Genomic DNA, 16,694 nt, shown 5'->3' with positions numbered 1-16,694 from the left:
GTCCCTCCGCCCGTCCGGACCTCCCTCCGCGGCGGAAGCCCGCGCCGCAGGAGCGGACAGCCGTTGCGATCTTGTGAAGCGGTCCGCGGCACCTCCGCGGGGCGCACCTCGTTACCATGCGTGGACGCGACCAGGGTCCGGCGACCGGACCCGGTGACTGCGACCAACCGCAACAGACGACGAGGGACGGACGTGCGCGTGGCCGAGGCGGCAGTCTTCCAGGGGATTCCTTCCCCCTCTCCGGCCCGCCGGTGGCTGCGCCGTACCGCCTCGGCGCTCCTCGGGGTGCCCCTCACGGCGGGGCTGCTGGGCGGGATGGCGGCCTCCCCCGCGCACGCCGGACCGCAGGCTCCGTCGGACGCGAGCACCGTGGATGTGTCCCTCACCACACTTCAGCCCATGGCTCCGGTGGCGGGGGAGACACTCACGGTCACCGGCACCGTGGTCAACAAGGGGAAGCAGCCCGTCACCGATGCCGAGGTCGCCCTGCGGGTGGGGCCCCAGATCTATGGCAGGACCGGGATCGACAGGGCGGCGCAGCGGGAGGACTTCCATCCCGACTACGACGGCACCCCCGTCGATGACTCCTTCACCGTCAAGCTGCCCCGCCTCGCCTCCGGGGTGAGCCGGGACTTCTCCCTCCGGGTCCCGGTCGACGAGCTGAACCTCGGGGACAACGGCGTCTACCAGCTCGGGGTGGCCCTCTCGGGCAGCCCCGGCTCGCAGTCCTACAGCCAGGTCCTCGGTATCGAGCGGACCTTCCTCCCCTGGCAGCCCGAGGCGCTGGAGAAGAAGACCCGCCTCACCTATCTCTGGCCGCTGATCTCGTCCACCCATCTGACCTCGGAGACCGGCTCCGGCAACGAGCAGCCCCCGGTCTTCGAGGATGAGTCGCTGGCGCGGGAGATCGCGCCGGACGGCAGGCTGGGGCAGATGGTCTCCCTCGGCCGGGAGCTTCCGGTCACCTGGGTGATCGATCCGGATCTGCTGGCCGGTGTGGCCGCGATGGCCGACGGCTACCGGGTCAAGCGGGAGGACGGCGAGGGCACCGTCCCGGGCCGGAACCAGGAGCTGGCCAAGACGTGGATGAGTGATCTCCAGGCGGCCGTCAAGGGCGCCAAGGTCGTGGCGCTGCCCTACGCCGATCCCGACCTCGCCTCGCTGGCACACCGGGGCAAGAACGTCTCCGGTTCGCTCAAGCAGCTCCAGCAGGCCACCTCGGTCTCCGCGTCCACGGTGGAGACGCTGCTGCACGTCAAGCCCTCGACCGACTTCGCCTGGCCGGTGGAGGGGGCCATCGACTCCTCGATCGTGAAGGTCGCCACCTCTGCGGGAGCAGACAAGATCATCACCCGGGGGGACAGCCTCCGGGACCAGCTGAACTACACGGCCAGCGCGGCCCGGCCGATCGGGGGCGGCACCACCGCGGTGGTCGCCGACTCCCGGCTCTCCAAGGCGTTCCAGGGCGACATGCTCGACAGCGGCAGGGCGACCCTGGCCGTGCAGGATTTCCTCGCCCAGACGCTGGCGGTGACCCTCCAGGACACCGACAAGCAGCGGAGCCTGGTGGTCGCCCCGCAGCGGACGCCGACCACCTCCCAGGCCCGGTCCATGGCCGCCGCGCTGCTCGCGCTGGGGCCGCAGCGCTGGACCCAGCCGCTGGACCTGCCCGGTGCCGCGGCGTTCAAGCCCGACCCCGACGCCACGACCCGGGTGCCGTCCACCGCGCGCTATCCCGAGGCGCTGCGCCGCCAGGAGCTGCCGGTGCAGGCGTTCCAGGACATCAGGAACACCCAGGACGACCTGAACCGGTTCTCGGTGATCCTCACCCAGAAGGACCGGGTGGAGACGCCCTTCGGCCGGGCCATCGACCGGGAGATGTCCACGTCCTGGCGCGGCCGTCCCACCGAGGCACAGGAGTACCGCACCTCCGTCCGGGACAACCTCCAGGTGCTCACCGAGCAGGTGCGGCTGATCGAGAAGTCGCAGATCACGCTCTCGGGGCGGAGCGCGACCATCCCGATCACCGTGCAGAACCGGCTGATGCAGGACGTGGACCGGCTGGTCCTGCGTCTCAGCTCCGACAACGCGGCCCGGCTCAGCCTCGACGGCGAGGAGAACGTCGCCAGCCGCCCCATCGAGATCCAGGCCGGTCACAGCGAGTCCGTGAAATTCGACGCCATGGCCAACGCCAACGGCCAGGTGCGGATGAGGGCCCAGCTCTTCACCGAGGACAACAAGCCCTACGGTCAGGAGATGGAGTTCACCGTCAAGGTCTCCGAGATCACTCCGACGGTGATGCTCGTCATCGCGGGCGGCGTACTGCTTCTCGTCCTCGCCGGTGTCCGGATGTACACCCAGCGCAAGCGGGCGGCGGCACAGGAGCAGCCGATGGCGGACGGACCGGAGCCGGACGACAGCGGCAGTACCGCCGAGGGGTCCGGAGCGGCAGCGGCCCAGGAGGGTGCCCCGGACGGCGGACAGCGCCCCGAGGGCGGTATCGACGGCCCCGATCCCGGGCAGCCGAGTGACCCGACACCGGACACCGGTCCGGAAAACGGCAAGCCGTCGGGCACGGGTGAGAAAGTGGACCGTTGAGCGATGTCGTGGCCGGCCGGCCCGGGACGATGAGGTGGGGTAGCAATGAACGCGCCGTACGACGGTGACCGCGGTCAGGGCCCGGGGATGGACCCGGCAGGCCAGGTCCCGCCGCAGCCCGCACCCGACCCCTCCCCGCAGGACGACCTCTATGCCCAGGGGTACGACCCCTATGCCCAGGGGCCCTATCAGCAGGGTGTCCAGCACCCGGGGGGCTACCCCCAGGACGCACCCCCGCCGGGCTACCCCCAGGACGTCTACGCCCACGATCCCTATGTGCAGGACGCCTATGCCCAGGACCCCTACCGGAGCCAGGACCTGTCCGCTCAGGACCCGGTGACGGAGGCGCTGTACGACCGCGCCTCCCATCCGCCGCCCCCGCCGGGCACCTACCAGGAACCCCAGCCGCTCTATCAGCAGCCCCCGGCACCGCAGTATGCCCCCGACCCCCGGGTATGGGCCCAGACCCCGCCGCCCGAGCCCGCCGGTCCCTCCCGTCATCTGCCCTACGGCGACGACGCCCGGACCACCCAGTACACGGGCGTCGACGATCTGGTGACACAGGCGGGCGAGCGGGAGCCGGAGCCGGACGCCTTCGCCCATCTCTTCCGGGACCAGCAGGTCGCGGAGCGGACCGTGCCCGCGCCCACAGCGGCGCCGGAGGCCCCCGCGCCCCCTGCGGCCCCGGCCGCCCCCCCGGCTCCCAAGGGTTCGGGCGGCAAGGCATCCAGCCTGCTCAAGTCGAGCGCGGTGATGGCGGCGGGCACGATCGTCTCCCGGATCACCGGCTTTCTGCGGGCGCTCGTGATGGCCGCCGCCATCGGCGTCAGCACCCTCAACGACTCCTACCAGGTCGCCTACGCCCTGCCGACGATGATCTACGTCCTCGTCGGCGGCGGCGCCCTCAACTCGGTCTTCATCCCTCAGCTCGTCCGGGCGATGAAGAACGACGACGACGGCGGCGTGGCCTACGCCAACCGGCTGCTGACCCTCGTGGTCGTCCTGCTCGCCGGTGTCACCACCATCTGTGTGCTGGCCGCCCCGCTGCTCATCCGGATGATGTCCGACTCCATCGCCTCCGATCCGCAGCGCATGGAGGTGGCGGTCACCTTCGCCCAGTACTGCATCCCGACCATGTTCTTCATGGGGCTGCATGTGGTGCTCGGACAGATCCTCAACGCCCGTGGCCGCTTCGGCGCGATGATGTGGACCCCGGTCCTCAACAACATCGTGGTCATCGCGACCTTCACCGCCTTCATCTGGGCCTTCGGCGGCTTCACCACGACCGAAGTCACCGAGGCCACGATCACCCCGGAGGGGGTGCGGCTGCTGGGCATCGGCACCCTGCTCGGACTCGTCGTCCAGGCGCTGGCGATGTTCCCCTACCTCCGGGACGCGGGCTTCTCCCTCCGGCTGCGCTTCGACTGGAAGGGCCAGGGCCTGGGCAAGGCGATGGGGCTCGCGAAGTGGACCTTCTTCTTCGTCCTCGCCAACCAGCTCGGCCTGATCGTCGTCACCCAGCTCGCCACCTGGGCCGGGACCCAGGCCGTCAAGGACGGCCACGAGGGCGCCGGTATCACCGCGTACCAGTACGCGCTGCTGCTCTGGCAGATGCCACAGGCCATCATCACCGTCTCCGTGATGACGGCCGTCCTGCCCAGGATCTCCCGGGCGGCCCACGACGGCGACCACGCGGCGGTCCGCGACGACATCTCCTACGGGCTGCGCACCTCGGCCGTCGCCATCGTGCCCTGTGCCTTCGCCTTCCTCGCCCTCGGCCTTCCGATGGCCACCCTGCTCTTCGCGGGGTCCGGTGGCGGCGCCCAGGGCATCGGATTCACTCTGATGGCCTTCGGCCTCGGACTGATCCCCTACTCCGTGCAGTACGTCGTCCTCCGCGGCTTCTACGCCTACGAGGACACCCGGACGCCGTTCTACAACACCGTGATCGTCGCCGCCGTCAACGCCGCCGCCTCCACCCTCGCCTTCCTGGTGCTGCCCGCCCGCTGGGCGGTCGTCGGCATGGCGGCGGCCTACGGCCTCGCCTACATGGTCGGCGTCGGTGTCGCCTGGCGCCGGCTCAAGCGTCGCCTCGGCGGCGATCTGGACGGGGCCCATGTCCTGCGGACCTACGCCCGGCTCTCCATCGCCGCGCTGCCCGCCGCCGCGGCGGCGGGGGCGATCAGCTACTTCGTGCTCCAGACCCTCGGCCGCGGCGCCCTCGGCTCGCTCGCGGCGCTCGCGGGCGGCGGGATCGTGCTGCTGGCCGTCTTCTTCCTCGCCGCCAAGCGGATGCGGATCGCGGAGCTGAACTCCATGGTCGGCATGGTGCGCGGGCGCCTCGGCCGCTAGGGAACACCGTCGCGGGAGCCCCGTCCCCACAGCGCACCCGCCGGGCGGGCGGGGCCGCGACGACCCGACCAGGGCCCCGCGACGGGGCTCGACCAGTTCCCGGCATACGCTGCCGCAACCATCGTCCGATGCCGCGTGTCGTGCATAGCAGCGGACTGTGGGCACAATTGGCTTGGCTGTTGGTTATGCGCAACGGATGGGGAGGCAGGAACGACGGTGGCGGAACGTAGCACGGCCGCCGTCGACGTGGCCGACAACAGCGGAAAGAAACCGCTGACCGCGCACGCGGACAAGGCCACGGCCGACGGGGCGGATCGATCCCACGAGACGGCGGAGCAGCCCGTGCCGGACACGGACGGTGAGCGCTCCGGTGCGGAGCCCGCCATCACCAGGCCCGAGCTCCACAGCGGTCACAAGCTGGCCAGACGCTATCGGCTTGAGGAGTGCATCACCCGTCTGGACGGTTTCAGCAGTTGGCGTGCTGTCGACGAGAAGCTGCGCCGCGCGGTGGGAGTCCATATCCTGCCCGCGGACCACCCCCGTACCCGCTCCGTCCTCGCCGCCGCCCGCTCCGCCGCCCTGCTGGGCGATCCCCGCTTTGTCCAGGTCCTCGACGCCGTCGAGGAGAACGACCTCGTCTATGTCGTCCATGAGTGGCTGCCCGACGCCGTCGAGCTGACCACCCTGCTCGCTCTGGGCCCCATGGAGCCGCACGACGCGTACCAGCTCGTCGACCAGCTCTCCCAGGCCATGGCGGCGGCCCATCGCGAGGGGCTGTCCCATCTCAGGCTCACCCCCGGAGCCGTGCTGCGGACCTCCACCGGCCAGTACCGCATCCGCGGCCTGGCGGTGAACGCCGCGCTGCGCGGGATCACCGCCGAGCGCCCCCAGCGCACCGACACCGAGGCGATCGGCGCGCTTCTGTACGCCGCTCTGACCCAGCGCTGGCCCTACGAGAACGATGCCCACGGTCTGTCCGGGCTGCCCAAGGGCATCGGGCTGCTTCCCCCGGACCAGGTCAAGGCGGGAGTCCACCGGGGACTCTCCGAGCTGGCCATGCGAGCCCTGGTCAACGACGGAGCCACGGCGTCCCGCCAGGAACCTCCCTGCACCACACCGGACGAGCTGATGAAGGCCGTGGCGGCGATGCCCCGCATCCGCCCGCCGGAGCCCACCTTCGCCCCGCCCCACGAGTACCCGCGGCCCGGCTACGGCCGTACCGCCCTGCACCCGGGACATGCGGCCACCCAGTCGGTCCCGATCCCTCCGGCGCCCCTGGAGAGTCGAGCCGGGCGGGTGCTGAAGTGGACGGTCTCCGCTCTGTTGATCGCCGCTCTGGGACTCGGGAGCTGGCAGATCGCCGACAAGATGCTCGGCCGGGACAACACCCGGGGCAGCGAGCAGGAGGCTCCGCCACCGGACGGGGACAAGAAGAACGACGGACCGAAGACCTCTGCGCGGACCGGCGACCCGGTGGCGATCTCCACGGTCCATGACTTCGACCCCTTCGGCGGAGATCCCACCGAGAACTCCCGGAACATAGGGCGAAGCCATGACGGCGACCCCGGCACCGCCTGGCAGACCGACTGGTACGCCAGCCGTGACTTCGGACGGCTGAAGAGCGGGCTCGGCGTCATCGTGGACCTCGGCTCGGTCCAGCAGATCGGTTCGGTGAAGGTCTCCTTCCTCGGCCACACCGCCGCGGATCTGCGGGTCGCGCCCGAGAGTTCCGCTGTCCGGCCGACCGCCCTCTCCGGTTTCACCCAGGTCGCCGAGGGTTCGGGAACCGAAGTCTCCCTCACCCCCGACAAACCGGCCCGGTCACGGTACGTTCTGGTCTGGCTGACCGAGTTGCCGCAGGACTTCGACGGCACGTTCCGGGGCAAGATCTCGGAGATCAAGGTCACCGGCTGACGTCAGCAGGGGAGGGGGCACACCGGTGGACGATGTGACACTCCAGGGCGTCAGCGACCAGGAGCTTCTCACTCGCCATGTGGAAGGGCACCCGCACGCGTTCGGGGAGTTGGTACGCCGGCACCGCGACCGCCTCTGGGCCGTCGCCCTGCGTACCCTCGGGGACCGTGAGGAGGCCGCGGACGCCGTCCAGGACGCCCTGGTCTCCGCCTTCCGTGCCGCGCACACCTTCCGGGGTCAGTCCGCCGTGACCACCTGGCTCCACCGCATCACCGTGAACGCCTGTCTCGACCGGGCGCGCAAGGCCGCTTCCCGGAGAACGTCCCCGGTGGAGGACACCGAGCGTCTGGACCAACTCCTTGAGCCCCATGAGTCCGCCGAGGCCCCCACGGAGCGCCGGGCCCTGCACCATGAACTCGTGGCGGCTCTGGCGCAGCTTCCCACTGATCAACGGGCCGCACTGGTACTGGTGGACATGCAGGGCTACCCCGTGGCGGAAGCGGCGCGAATCCTCGGGGTGCCGACCGGTACGGTCAAGAGCCGCTGTGCCCGGGGCCGGGCACGGCTGCTGCCTCTCCTCACCCATCTGCGCGGTGAGGCCGGGGGTAACAGCGAACTGGCCGGGGGAAGGAACCGGACACCGGGGGATTCCGTCCCACCGGCGTCGAGACCCAGGGACGCAGGGCCGCATGACCCTGCCGCTGCGAAGGGCGGAGGTGGGCGCACATGACATCGACGGCCGATATGACTCAGCACCCCGATGTCTCCGAGATCTCCGATCTCACGGAGGGCTTGCTGTCCCCATCCCGGAGCGTGGCTCTCCGTCAGCATCTGGACATCTGTGAGTTGTGTGCCGATGTCCGGGCCTCCCTGGAGGAGATCCGCGGTCTCCTCGGCACCCTCCCCGGGGCCTCACGGATGCCTGCCGACATCGCCGAACGCATCGATGCAGCGCTGGCTGCCGAGGCGCTACTCGCGTCGACCTCCCCCGGAGGGTCCGGAGCGCATGTTTCACGTGAAACATCGACGGTCGTTCCCGTGCTGGAGCCTCGACCCACCGTCGACCGCCCCCTGGGCAAGGGACAGGGGACAAACGGCCCTGACCGTGGCACGACCGGCCCCGGGCGTACCGTCCGTTTCCGGCGCCGCCGCAGGGCCATCGGAGCCGTGCTTGCCGTGGCAGCCGCCGGAATGAGTGTTCTGCTGGTCCAGAGCTTCTCCTCCCCGGACGAGGTGAAGCCTCCTTCCGCTCGGGGGGAGTCGATCGACACTCCGGTGGCCGGGTCCCAGGAGTTCTCCGACGAACGGTTGGAGGAGCAGGCCCGTGCGCTGGCTGCCGACCATGAGGGCCACACACGGGACTCCTCCGGCAGGAGCACGGACTTCGGCGCTCTGGACGAGGGCGGCGCCCCTCAACTGAAGCATCTGCCGACCGCACCGCCCTGTGTCCAGAAGGCCACCGACCGCGCGGACTCCCCCCTGGGAGTGGACACGGGCACCTATCGCGGTGCTGCCGCCTTTCTGCTGGTGTTCCGTGACGGCGGGGACTCCGCACGGATCGAAGCCTTTGTGATCAGCGCGGACTGTGTCGGCTCCACGCGCTCGTCCACCGGGAAGGTGCTGTTCCAGCGCGACTATCCGCGCCACTGAGGGCCGTGGAGCGCTGCGCGGAGCTCTCGGGAATGCCAGCCCCTTAGTATCCGTTGGGTGGGGTGAGAGTCATTGACCCGGCCCAGTAGCAGCAGCGCAGTCTTCAGAGACGAGGAATCCATCCGTGAGCGACGTCCGTAACGTGATCATCATCGGCTCCGGTCCGGCCGGCTACACGGCGGCGCTCTACACGGCGCGCGCTTCCCTTCAGCCGCTGGTGTTCGAGGGAGCCGTCACCGCCGGTGGCGCCCTGATGAACACCACCGATGTGGAGAACTTCCCCGGGTTCCGCGACGGGATCATGGGCCCGGATCTGATGGACAACATGCGGGCGCAGGCCGAGCGCTTCGGCGCCGAGCTGATCCCGGACGATGTGGTCTCGGTCGACCTCACCGGCGACATCAAGACCGTCACGGACTCCGCGGGCACGGTCCACCGGGCCAAGGCCGTCATCGTCACCACCGGTTCCCAGCACCGCAAGCTGGGCCTCCCCCGTGAGGACGCGCTCTCCGGCCGGGGAGTCTCCTGGTGCGCCACGTGCGACGGCTTCTTCTTCAAGGACCAGGACATCGTCGTGGTGGGTGGCGGCGACACCGCCATGGAGGAGGCGACCTTCCTCTCCCGGTTCGCCAAGTCTGTCACCATCGTCCACCGCCGGGACTCGCTGCGCGCCTCGAAGGCCATGCAGGACCGGGCCTTCGCCGACCCGAAGATCAGCTTCGCCTGGAACAGCGAGGTCGCCACGATCCACGGTGAGCAGAAGCTCACGGGGCTGACCCTGCGCGACACCAAGACGGGTGAGACGCGGGAGCTGGCCGCCACGGGACTCTTCATCGCCGTGGGCCACGACCCCCGCACCGAGCTGTTCAAGGGCCAGCTCGACCTGGACGACGAGGGCTACCTCAAGGTCGCCTCGCCGTCGACCCGCACCAACCTCACCGGGGTCTTCGCGGCGGGTGACGTGGTCGACCACACCTACCGTCAGGCCATCACCGCCGCCGGCACGGGCTGCTCGGCCGCGCTCGATGCCGAGCGTTACCTCGCGGCCCTCGCCGACAGTGAGCAGATCGCAGAGCCCGCCCCTGCGGTCTGACCCCCCACCCACCCTAGAGTCAAGGAGGCCGCCGTGGCCGGCGTGCTGAAGAACGTTACCGATGACACCTTCGAGGCTGATGTCCTCAAGAGCGACAAGCCTGTTCTGGTGGACTTCTGGGCCGAGTGGTGCGGTCCGTGCCGCCAGATCGCCCCGTCGCTGGAGGCGATCGCCGCCGAGCACGGTGGGCAGATCGAGATCGTCAAGCTCAACATCGACCAGAACCCCGCCACCGCCGCGAAGTACGGCGTCATGTCGATCCCGACCCTGAACGTCTACCAGGGCGGCGAGGTCGTCAAGACGATCGTGGGGGCCAAGCCCAAGGCTGCGCTGCTGCGCGACCTGGACCCGTTCCTCGGTAAGTAATCAGCGCCCCGCCAGCGGGACGGCGAATGTTTCACGTGAAACATGAAGCGTGAAACGCGAGCACATCAGGGGCTCACCCCCTCAGGGGGTGGGCCCCTTCGCCGTAACCGCTCACAGCGGACGCAGCGCCGGCTCTTTCTGTACGGCTCCCAGCAGCCGATCCAGAGCCATTTCGACGTCTTCCTTCCAGGAAAGCGTCGTCCGCAGCTCCAGCCGCAGCCGGGGAGAGACCGGGTGCGGCCGTACCGTCTTGAAGCCGACCGCCAGCAGATGGTCGGCGGGCAACAGACAGGCGGGTTCTTTCCAGCGTGCGTCGCCGAACGCCTCAATGGCCCGGAAGCTCCGCCGTAGAAGATCCTTCGCGACCGCCTGCACCATCATCCGTCCCAGGCCCTGCCCCTGGTGGGAGGGGTTGATCCAGGCCGTCATCAACTGAACGGCGTCAGCCGAGACCGGGCTGGTCGGAAAGGCCATGGAGCGGGGGACATAGGCCGGAGGGGCGTAGAGCACAAAGCCGACCGGTACATCGTCGACCTGGACCACCCGGCCACAGGAGCCCCACTCCAGCAGAACCGCGGAAATCCATGCTTCCTTCTCCAGCTCCGATCGTCCCGCTGTGACCGCAGCATCCCCGCTGACCGGATCGAGCTCCCAGAAGACACAGGCCCGACAGCGCCGGGGCAGTTCGGAGAGGTTGTCCAGGGTAAGGGGTACAAGCCGACGCCCCATGAAGGCTGTTCCTCGCTTCCTTCCCAGGCCGGGCCGCACACCACCGTCCAGTGCATCCCTCTCCCGCAGAGGGGCGCGAACCGTAAACGATCGTATCGATCCATCCGGACAGCGGCACCGTCAACAGGCAAAGGGGCGGGCCGTGTTCACCACGGCCCGCCCCTGGAACATCCCTGCTATTCGATCAGTCCTCGTCATCCGGAGCGGTGTCCTGGGCCAAGCCCTGGTCCAGGACCCGGCCCTCGCCCGGGGCAAGGGTGCTCAGAATGCGGTCCAGATCATCCATGGAGGCGAACTCCACAACGATCTTCCCCTTCTTCTGCCCGAGGTCGACCTTCACCCGGGTCTCAAAGCGATCCGAGAGTCGGGCGGCCAGATCGGAGAGTGCGGGGGAGAGCCGGGTCCCGGCACGAGGGCCCTTGGGCTTGGTGACACTCTGCGGGTGGGAGTTGAGCAGCGTCACGATCTCTTCGACCGCACGCACCGACAGCCCTTCGGCGACAATGCGATGGGCCAGCCGGTCCTGATCCTCGGAGTCCTCGACGGAGAGCAGCGCCCGCGCATGCCCGGCGGAGAGCACTCCCGCAGCGACCCGGCGCTGCACCGACGGCGACAGCCGCAGCAGACGGAGCGTATTGGAGACCTGCGGACGGGAGCGCCCGATCCGGTCGGCCAACTGGTCATGGGTGCAGTTGAAGTCCCTGAGCAACTGGTCGTAGGCCGCCGCCTCCTCCAAGGGGTTCAGCTGCGCCCGGTGCAGATTCTCCAGGAGGGCGTCCAGGAGAAGCTTCTCGTCCTCCGTGTGGCGGACGATCGCGGGAATGTGCTCCAGACCGGCGTCACGGCAGGCCCTCCAGCGCCGCTCCCCCATGATCAGTTCATAGCGCTCGGGCCCCAGTTGCCGGACCACCACCGGCTGGAGGAGCCCCACCTCCTTGATGGAGGTGACCAGCTCCGCCAGTGCGTCCTCGTCGAACACCTCACGGGGCTGGCGCGGGTTGGGGGTGATCGCGTCCAGCGGCAGCTCGGCGAAGTGCGCCTCGGAGGGCGACCGGTCCACGGCCACCGGCTCCGGGGCCGGTGCGGGCACCACGACCTCGGGCGCCACTGTGGGCAGGGTGGCCACCTTGGCCGCCGCCACACCGCGTTCCCCGGGTAGCACCGGAATCGTCCCCGAGGAGCTTGCGGCTCCACCGGGAGTCGTCTGCTTCTCCTGGGGAGCGGCAGGGATCAAGGCACCGAGCCCACGCCCCAATCCCCTACGTCGCTCACTCACTGAATCCCCTCCGAGATGTTCCGCTGGCTGTTCTGATGGCCCATGTGGGCATGCTGCGGGTCGTAGTGAACTCCCACGCCCCGCAAGGCGATCTCCCGCGCCGCCTCAAGATACGACAGGGCCCCGCTGGACCCCGGGTCATAGGTCAGCACCGTCTGCCCATAGCTCGGCGCCTCCGAGATACGGACCGAACGGGGAATGCTGGTCCGCAGCACCTCTTCCCCGAAGTGGCTGCGCACCTCCTCGGCCACCTGGGAGGCAAGGCGCGTCCGACCGTCGTACATGGTCAGGAGGATGGTGGAGACATGCAGTGTGGGGTTCAGATGCCCGCGTACCAGATCCACGTTCCGCAGGAGCTGGCCCAGGCCCTCCAGCGCGTAGTACTCGCACTGGATGGGGATCAGCACCTCGGCGCCCGCCACCATGGCGTTGACGGTCAGCAGACCGAGCGACGGAGGACAGTCGATCAGGATGTAGTCCAGGGGCTGCTCATACGCCTGAATGGCCCGTTGCAGCCGACTCTCGCGCGCCACCAGTGACACCAGCTCGATCTCCGCACCGGCGAGATCGATCGTCGCGGGGGCGCAGAAGAGCCCTTCGACGTCCGGGACGGGCTGAACCACCTCGGCCAGCGGCTTGCTCTCCACCAGGACGTCATAGATGGAGGGCACTTCGGCGTGGTGATCGATCCCCAGCGCCGTGGAGGCGTTGCCCTGCGGGTCGAGGTCGATGACCAGGACACGTGCTCCGTGCAGCGCGAGCGAGGCAGCGAGATTGACCGTGGTCGTGGTCTTCCCTACGCCACCCTTCTGGTTGGCGACCACCATGACACGCTTCTGCACAGGTCGGGGCAGCCGCGTGCCGCTCCGCCCCATCGCTTCCATCGCCATCTGGGCAGCTCTGCCGATAGGGGTGTCGTCCATCGGGGGGAGCGTTTCACGTGAAACATCCTCCCCCGCGGACTCGGTGCGGGGACCGGGGACCGGATCGGCCATCGGCCCCGCGAGGTTGGCGTCGGACCGCAACGGTTCACTCTCCTCGACTTCAGGCTCGCGATGAACAGAGCCTGCCATGCTTTCGGGTTCATGAACCAGCGAGGCCCGTGCTTCTGTGGATGAATCCGTCTCTGTGGACAACTCCGCAGCCCGCCCGAGGGGCTGCTTGAGGCTCCGGATCGGGGCGGCAGCGCGCCCGCGGCTGATGATTCCGTGCAGCAGTGAGCGACGTTTCACGTGAAACACGATGCACGGACCGTGGGACTACCTCAGGGCGACACTCCGAATAAATGGAGCAAAACGACCACTGTCGACCATTCTGGACATTTATCTCCACGCTGATCTCCGCCGTGATCTCCGCCCCTGCTGTCTCCGCTCAGCGGCGGCGACGGGCAGTCCGCCCGGCCCGGGCGGCCTTGGCCCGCTTCGTGGCGAAACGCACACCGCCGGGACTCTCCCCGACCTCCACCCGGACCACGGTGGAGAGCGGGTCGACCAGCCCTTCACCCACCTGGAGTACCGAGGTCTCCACCACACCGAGCTTGCTCAGCGCACTCCGGGCCGCCTGGAGCTCCTCCTCGGCCGTGTCGCCCTTGAGCGCCAGCATCTCCCCATAGGGACGGAGCAGGGGAACCCCCCAGCCCGCGAGCCGGTCCAGCGGCGCGACCGCCCGCGCGGTGACCACATGGACCGGAGGCAGCTTGCCCAGCACTTCCTCCGCCCGGCCCCGCACCACGGTCACATGGTCGAGTCCCAGCAGCTCCACGACCTCCTGGAGGAAGTTCGTCCGCCGCAGCAGCGGCTCCAGAAGAGTGATCTTGAGGTCGGGCCGCACCAGTGCCAGCGGAATGCCCGGCAGCCCGGCCCCCGAGCCCACATCGCAGACCGTGACGCCCTCCGGAACCACCTCGGAGAGCACGGCGCAGTTCAGCAGATGGCGCTCCCACAGACGGGGCACCTCACGCGGCCCGATGAGACCGCGTCTGACCCCGGCATCAGCGAGCAGCTCCGCGTAGCGGACGGCCTCGGGAAAGAATTCTCCGAAGACCGTCCGCGCAGCGTCGGGTGCCTGGGGAAGCTCCTGTGCTGCCTCCGTCACGGGGACCGTCCTTCCATACCGCACTGTCGCAATGGTGATTTCAGGCTGACAAAGATCGGCCCCGTCTGCTCAACAGACGGGGCCGAGAAAACGATCGAGGATCAGGCAGGGAGCACGACGACGAACCGCTGCGGCTCCTCGCCCTCGGACTCGCTGCGCAGACCCGCGGCGGCGACCGCGTCATGGACGACCTTGCGCTCGAAAGGCGTCATCGGCTTCAGCTTCACCGGCTGCCCGGAGCTCTTCACCTCATCGGCGGCCTGTGCTCCCAGCTTGGCCAGCTCGGTGCGCTTCTTGGCCCGGAACCCCGCGATGTCCAGCATCAGTCGGCTGCGGTCACCGGTCTCCCGGTGCACGGCGAGCCGGGTCAGCTCCTGAAGGGCTTCCAGGACCTCACCGTCACGGCCGACCAGCTTCTGGAGATCCCGGCTGTCCGAGTCGCTGACGATCGAGACGGCGGCCCGGTCGGCCTCGACGTCCATGTCGATGTCACCGTCGAGATCGGCGATGTCGAGCAGACCTTCGAGGTAGTCGGCGGCGATCTCCCCCTCCTGCTCAAGGCGGGTGAGGGTGTCGCCTTCCTCGGCGGCGGCGGGGATGGTGCCTTCCGTCACGGATGGACTCCTTCTTACTTCTTGGAGGACGGGTGCTTGGGTCGCTGCTGGCCCTTGCGCGGTCCGGCCTTCTTGGGCTGCTGGCGGCCGGCGGGCTTGCCGGGAGTCTTCGGCTGGGTGTCCTGCTCGGTGTCCTGCTCGTCCTTCTCCAGCGAGACCGTCTCGGAGTCGTCGGCGGACGCCTTCGTACCGGTCTGGGCACGCTGCGCCTTCGTCTGCCGCTTGGGCTGCTGGCGCCGGGCGGCGGCACCGCCGGTCTCGGCCGCCGTCTCCTCACCGCGGGCCACCGTGCCGTCGGCCTGCGCGACGAAACCGGCCTTCGCGAGACCGCTGATGAACTTGCGCTCGTTGTCGTTGCGGTTCGAGCCCTTGGCGACGATGTCCTGGACGACCTTGCGCCGACGCCGGGAGTGCACTTCACCCCGGGTGGAGACGGCCTTGAGCAGACGGTGCAGATACTCGTCCTGGGCCTTGCTGCCCGGGGTCGGGTTCTGGTTGATCACATACATCTGCTGGCCCATGGTCCACACATTGGTGGTCAGCCAGTAGACGAGAACGCCGACGGGGAAGTTGATGCCCATCACGGCGAAGATGACCGGGAAGATGTACATCAGCATCTTCTGCTGCTGCATGTACGGCGTCTTGACCGAGAGGTCGACGTTCTTCTGCATCAGCTGGCGCTGGGTGTAGAACTGCGACGCCGACATCAGGACGATCATGACCGCGGTGACGATGCGGACCGTGGTCAGCGAGGCGTCCAGGGAGGCGACCTTGGCCTCGCTGTCCATGAACTTCGCGGCCAGGGGGGCACCGAAGATATGGGCCTGTCGAGCGCTTTCGAGCAGCGACTCGTTGATCACACCGACGGTCTTGCCGGAGGCGATGTTGGAGAGGACGTAGTACAGCGCGAAGAAGAAGGGCGACTGCGCCAGAATCGGCAGACACGAGGAGAGGGGGTTGGTCCCCGTCTCCTTGTACAGCTTCATCATCTCTTCGGACTGACGCTGCCGGTCGTTCTTGTAGCGCTCCTGGATCGCCTTCATCTTCGGCTGGAGCGCCTGCATGTTCCGCATCGACTTGATCTGCTTCACAAAAAGCGGGATCAGACAGATACGGATCAGGACCACGAGCGAGACGATCGACAGTCCCCAGGCCCAGCCCGTGTCGGGGCCGAACATCGCCCCGTAGAGCTTGTGGAACTGGACGATGATCCACGAAACGGGTGTGGTGATAAAGCTGAAGAGACTGGCAATCGTGTCCACTAATCAGGCTCCTTGAGCATTGGGCGAGGTCTCTGCGGCCGGACTCGGGAGCTCGGTGACCGATCCCCAGTTAGGCATATCGGCGGCGGAGGTCCCGCCCTTGTTGCCCCGCAGGGCATCACGCAGCGTTTCGTGCCAGCGCGGACGCCTACGGGGCGGCACATGGTCCACACCGCCGGGCGACCACGGGTTGCACCGCAGGATTCGCCACGCGGTCAGCACCGTGCCTTTGACCGCGCCGTGCCGGTCGATGGCCGTGTATCCGTAGTGGGAACACGACGGGTAGTACCGGCAGACGGGTCCCAGCAGGGGACTGATCGTCCACTGGTACAGCTTGATCAGGGCCAGCAGCGGGTACTTCATCGCGCGCCCCCTCCCAGCAGCCGCTGGAGGGCGGCATCCAGGTCTTGGGCCAGCTGTTGATGATCGGCGTCACCCGCTCCGGGCAGCGCCCGTACGACCACCAGGCTACCGGGGGGCAGCGCCGCCAGCCGGTCGCGTATGAGGTGCCGCAGCCTGCGTTTGACCTGGTTGCGAACGACCGCTCCACCTACTGCCTTGCTCACGACGAAACCCGCACACGTCGGGGGAGCGCTCTCCCCAGGCGCGTGCGGGTCCGGTGAACCGCTTCGTAGATGGACGACCAGCAACGGGCGTCCGGCCCGTCGTCCTCGCCGTACCGCGGTCGCGAAGTCCTCGCGCCGCCTCAGCCGATTCTCGGTAGGCAGCACGTCATGACCTGTACG

General features: G+C 68.8%; 15 protein-coding genes. 7 read left to right on the top strand and 8 right to left on the bottom strand.

Annotation, left to right across the window (positions count from 1 at the left end; all coding sequences use genetic code 11):
* Nucleotides 1-198: 198 nt before the first annotated feature.
* The 7 genes from CRV15_RS14035 to trxA all read left to right on the top strand — a co-directional run bounded on the left by CRV15_RS14035 (nucleotide 199) and on the right by trxA (nucleotide 9,973).
* Nucleotides 199-2,598, top strand: coding sequence for a DUF6049 family protein (locus CRV15_RS14035; RefSeq protein ID WP_003956516.1), 2,400 nt, complete (start codon nucleotides 199-201; stop codon nucleotides 2,596-2,598).
* Nucleotides 2,599-2,643: 45 nt separating this feature from the next.
* Nucleotides 2,644-4,950 (top strand): murein biosynthesis integral membrane protein MurJ, encoded by a 2,307-nt coding sequence (gene murJ, locus CRV15_RS14030; RefSeq protein WP_003956515.1) that lies wholly within the window; start codon nucleotides 2,644-2,646, stop codon nucleotides 4,948-4,950.
* 216 nt (nucleotides 4,951-5,166) lie between these two features.
* Nucleotides 5,167-6,864, top strand: coding sequence for a protein kinase family protein (locus CRV15_RS14025; RefSeq protein WP_003956514.1), 1,698 nt, complete (start codon nucleotides 5,167-5,169; stop codon nucleotides 6,862-6,864).
* 25 nt (nucleotides 6,865-6,889) lie between these two features.
* The gene (gene sigM / locus CRV15_RS14020) at nucleotides 6,890-7,594 is read left to right on the top strand and encodes an RNA polymerase sigma factor SigM (RefSeq protein ID WP_003956513.1); all 705 of its coding nucleotides are present in this window, start codon (nucleotides 6,890-6,892) and stop codon (nucleotides 7,592-7,594) included.
* Between the two features lie 446 nt (nucleotides 7,595-8,040).
* Nucleotides 8,041-8,514, top strand: a complete 474-nt coding sequence (locus CRV15_RS36725) for a hypothetical protein (RefSeq protein ID WP_231405998.1) — start codon at nucleotides 8,041-8,043, stop codon at nucleotides 8,512-8,514.
* 124 nt (nucleotides 8,515-8,638) lie between these two features.
* Nucleotides 8,639-9,607: a thioredoxin-disulfide reductase gene (gene trxB / locus CRV15_RS14010; RefSeq protein ID WP_003956511.1), complete on the top strand. Its 969-nt coding sequence runs from the start codon at nucleotides 8,639-8,641 to the stop codon at nucleotides 9,605-9,607.
* A gap of 33 nt (nucleotides 9,608-9,640) precedes the next feature.
* A complete protein-coding gene (trxA, locus tag CRV15_RS14005) occupies nucleotides 9,641-9,973 on the top strand; it encodes a thioredoxin (protein WP_003956510.1) in 333 nt (110 codons plus the stop codon).
* A 111-nt stretch (nucleotides 9,974-10,084) separates the two neighbouring features.
* Here the strand turns inward: trxA and CRV15_RS14000 are convergent, their stop codons facing one another.
* From CRV15_RS14000 to rnpA, 8 genes are all read right to left on the bottom strand, one after another.
* Nucleotides 10,085-10,702 carry a GNAT family N-acetyltransferase gene (locus CRV15_RS14000; RefSeq protein WP_003956509.1) on the bottom strand — a complete coding sequence of 206 codons (618 nt, stop codon included), beginning with the start codon at nucleotides 10,700-10,702 and terminating at the stop codon, nucleotides 10,085-10,087.
* A 184-nt stretch (nucleotides 10,703-10,886) separates the two neighbouring features.
* Nucleotides 10,887-11,978, bottom strand: a complete 1,092-nt coding sequence (locus CRV15_RS13995) for a ParB/RepB/Spo0J family partition protein (RefSeq protein ID WP_003961105.1) — start codon at nucleotides 11,976-11,978, stop codon at nucleotides 10,887-10,889.
* Nucleotides 11,975-13,051 carry a ParA family protein gene (locus tag CRV15_RS13990; RefSeq protein ID WP_003956507.1) on the bottom strand — a complete coding sequence of 359 codons (1,077 nt, stop codon included), beginning with the start codon at nucleotides 13,049-13,051 and terminating at the stop codon, nucleotides 11,975-11,977. The genes CRV15_RS13995 and CRV15_RS13990 overlap by 4 nt, the downstream gene beginning before the upstream one ends.
* A gap of 298 nt (nucleotides 13,052-13,349) precedes the next feature.
* Entirely contained in the window at nucleotides 13,350-14,096 is a 747-nt protein-coding gene (gene rsmG, locus CRV15_RS13985; RefSeq protein WP_003956505.1) for a 16S rRNA (guanine(527)-N(7))-methyltransferase RsmG, read from the bottom strand.
* A 77-nt stretch (nucleotides 14,097-14,173) separates the two neighbouring features.
* Entirely contained in the window at nucleotides 14,174-14,686 is a 513-nt protein-coding gene (locus tag CRV15_RS13980; RefSeq protein WP_003956504.1) for a Jag family protein, read from the bottom strand.
* 14 nt (nucleotides 14,687-14,700) lie between these two features.
* Nucleotides 14,701-15,948 carry a membrane protein insertase YidC gene (gene yidC, locus CRV15_RS13975; RefSeq protein WP_003961107.1) on the bottom strand — a complete coding sequence of 416 codons (1,248 nt, stop codon included), beginning with the start codon at nucleotides 15,946-15,948 and terminating at the stop codon, nucleotides 14,701-14,703.
* A 3-nt stretch (nucleotides 15,949-15,951) separates the two neighbouring features.
* Complete coding sequence (yidD, locus tag CRV15_RS13970; RefSeq protein WP_003956502.1) at nucleotides 15,952-16,311, bottom strand: membrane protein insertion efficiency factor YidD; 360 nt, start codon at nucleotides 16,309-16,311, stop codon at nucleotides 15,952-15,954.
* Nucleotides 16,308-16,679 carry a ribonuclease P protein component gene (gene rnpA / locus CRV15_RS13965; protein ID WP_003956501.1) on the bottom strand — a complete coding sequence of 124 codons (372 nt, stop codon included), beginning with the start codon at nucleotides 16,677-16,679 and terminating at the stop codon, nucleotides 16,308-16,310. The genes yidD and rnpA overlap by 4 nt, the downstream gene beginning before the upstream one ends.
* Nucleotides 16,680-16,694 lie beyond the last annotated feature (15 nt).

Origin of the sequence: Streptomyces clavuligerus, assembly GCF_005519465.1 — a bacterium.
Taxonomy (GTDB): Bacteria; Actinomycetota; Actinomycetes; order Streptomycetales; family Streptomycetaceae; genus Streptomyces; species Streptomyces clavuligerus.
The sequence above is the reverse complement of the archived record's forward strand: the minus strand, read 5'-3'. Positions and strand labels throughout refer to the sequence as shown.